Origin of the sequence: Microcystis sp. M53598_WE2, from assembly GCF_030067735.1 — a bacterium.
In the GTDB taxonomy this organism is placed as follows: Bacteria; Cyanobacteriota; Cyanobacteriia; order Cyanobacteriales; family Microcystaceae; genus Microcystis; species Microcystis aeruginosa.
This window is the reverse complement of the sequence record NZ_JASJFE010000332.1, coordinates 1-2,578: the sequence shown is the minus strand read 5'-3', so window position 1 is coordinate 2,578 and position 2,578 is coordinate 1. Positions and strand designations below refer to the sequence as shown.

The following is a 2,578-nucleotide window of genomic DNA, read 5'->3' as shown; positions in this document are numbered from 1 at the left end:
GTGCATCCAGTGGTAAACTAACAACTATCTCGGAGCAAACGTGGCAACAAGCTATTACTCAATTATCCGCTTCTGAACGCCAAGATTTCCTATTAAGACTGGCTAAAGGAGAACATAATTTATCTGCTAAATTCAAACAAAAGCTGTCTCAATTAATCCCTACTTCTCCCCCCTCTAACCAGGCTCGACGCACGGTTCAAGAACTTCTTGAGGCTGCTTCTGAGGAAGAAAAAAAGGCAGAAAAACGGCGACAACAAGAAGCGGAAGCCAAGCGAATTGAGGAACTACAAACTTTAGCTAAACGGGAAGCGCAAGTTTGGCAGCAAGTCGAGTCCCTAATTCAGAAAGCCCAGTCTAAATCCTACGATGAGGCTGTTAAATTGTTGGTCAAATTAAGAGATTTAGCCGAATATCAAAACGGGTTGCCCGTTTTCCAAGAGCGCCTGAACCAGATTTACGAACAGTACAGTAACCGGTCTGGGTTGAAGAGGAGGTTACAGGAAATAGGACTTACCGACAGTAAGTGAATCGCTCTTGAATTTTCGGCGGCTGCATCTCAATTTTGCAGAAATATCTATATTACATTTTGGGCGCACGCAGTTCGATCAACTCACTGACCACGATGCGCCCCTATCATTGGCACAATAACTGACAAGCGATCGGTTTTTCCTCCGGGGTAACGTGGAACGTGATCCGAAGGAATCTTTTTCACTGGAAAGACGATCTGTTAATGTACGGCTGTAATGCCTCATTTTGTCCCATAGGTCTAATAAAGTTGTTAAGTATTGCCGTTATCGATCGACATCGGGTTAGCTTGGAGATAGCAGTGAGCATTCAGCTTTAAACACTTAATAACTGCTAACCGAATCACTGATAAGGGGGTTTTTTCATGGCTTTTAGCCGTTCTAGCGGTATTTTGCTTCATCCCACCAGTCATCCTGGCCGTTACGGGATTGGAGAACTAGGTAGGGAAGCCTATCAATTTATCGATTTTTTGGCTCAAAGTGGTCAAAAACTCTGGCAAATTCTCCCTTTAGGCCCGACAGGGTACGGTAACTCTCCCTACATGAGTTTTAGTGCCATTGCCGGCAATCATCTCCTGATTAGTCTCGATCTTCTTCGGGAAAAAAACCTGCTTAGTCAGGCAGATTTCGAGGATATTCCCGATTTTCCCCTCGATCAAGTGGATTTTGATAAATTGATCGCTTGGAAAATTCCCCTACTTAGAAAGGCGGCGAGCAATTTTGTCAAGGGTTATGACACAATTCTTTACAAACAGTTTGCCGGCTTTTGTGCTGGCAATGCTGATTGGTTAGAGGATTACGCCCTATTTATGGCTTTATCCCACGCTTACCCGGGTAAAGCATGGATGGAATGGCCGACAGAAATTCGCGAACGTCATTGGGGTGCGTTGGAAACACCGAAACAGGAGTTACAAGAGGAGATTTTTCTGCATAAATTCCTGCAATTTGAGTTTTTTGAGCAGTGGTTAGCCTTAAAACGCTATGCTAACTCCCTCGGTATCGAGATTATCGGTGATATACCCATTTATGTCTCCCATAATAGCGCCGATGTTTGGGCAAATCCGCAGGTTTTCCGACTAGATCCCCAAACCGGTAATCCCTTGGAAGTGGCGGGGGTTCCCCCGGATTATTTCTCAGAAACGGGGCAATTATGGGGAAATCCTCTCTATAACTGGGATTATCTCAAAAATACGGGCTTTGACTGGTGGGTACGCCGTTTAAAAGCGGTTCTTTCCCTAGTCGATATTATCCGTATCGATCATTTTCGCGGATTAGAGGCCTATTGGGCGGTGGCTTTTGGCCAGGAAAACGCTATTAATGGTCATTGGCTGAAGGCCCCAGGTTATGATCTCTTTAATACTATTGGCGCTCGTTTAGGTAAATTGCCGATTATTGCCGAAGATTTGGGCGATATTGACCAAGCAGTCTTAGATTTTCGCGATCACTTTGCCTTCCCCGGGATGAAGATTCTCCACTTTGCTTTTGGGGGTGATGCGGGTAATCCCTATCTTCCTTTCAACGTCGAACGCAACTGTGTGATTTATACCGGCACTCACGATAATAATACTACTGTGGGCTGGTTTCAAGATAACGCCAATGACTACGAAAAAGCGCGACTTTATCAATATCTTGGCGCTCCCAGTGGTCAGGGAGTGGCTTGGGATCTGATTCGACTGGCCTATAGTTCCGTGGCTAATCAGGCGATCGTACCGTTACAGGATGTGTTAGGTTTAGGATCGGATGCGCGGATGAATACCCCCAGTGTCGCAGAAGGGAATTGGTCATGGCGCTATCGTCAGGAAGCTTTAACCGGAGAATATAGCGAGAGATTGCGAGATTTAGTCAATCTTTTTGGCAGAAATCGTTAAATCTCAATCCTTTTTTCGAGACGTTACCCCTAACGTCTCTTTTGATCCGGTTAATGTGAGGGAGAATTTTTTAGCAATCTTTGCCGGATGCGATCGAGATTTTCTCGACTATTGACGGGTAAATGGGGTAGGGGTAATTCTAAATTGGGCCAATTACTCAAATCATGGCAGGGACAGGATAAACCC

Annotated in this window: 1 protein-coding gene and 1 pseudogene; both read left to right on the top strand. The window is 45.1% G+C overall.

What is annotated here, in order from left to right; all coding sequences use genetic code 11:
- Window positions 1-527: pseudogene (locus tag PX636_RS07240) on the top strand (hypothetical protein); the annotation flags it as partial.
- Between the two features lie 362 nt (window positions 528-889).
- Window positions 890-2,392, top strand: a complete 1,503-nt coding sequence (gene malQ, locus PX636_RS07235; RefSeq protein ID WP_288116609.1) for a 4-alpha-glucanotransferase — start codon at window positions 890-892, stop codon at window positions 2,390-2,392.
- Window positions 2,393-2,578 lie beyond the last annotated feature (186 nt).

What these genes read in the sequence shown, in the direction of transcription:
- malQ (WP_288116609.1), top strand. Translation starts at nt 890, where the DNA reads ATGGCTTTTAGCCGTTCTAGCGGTATTTTGCTTCATCCCACCAGTCAT.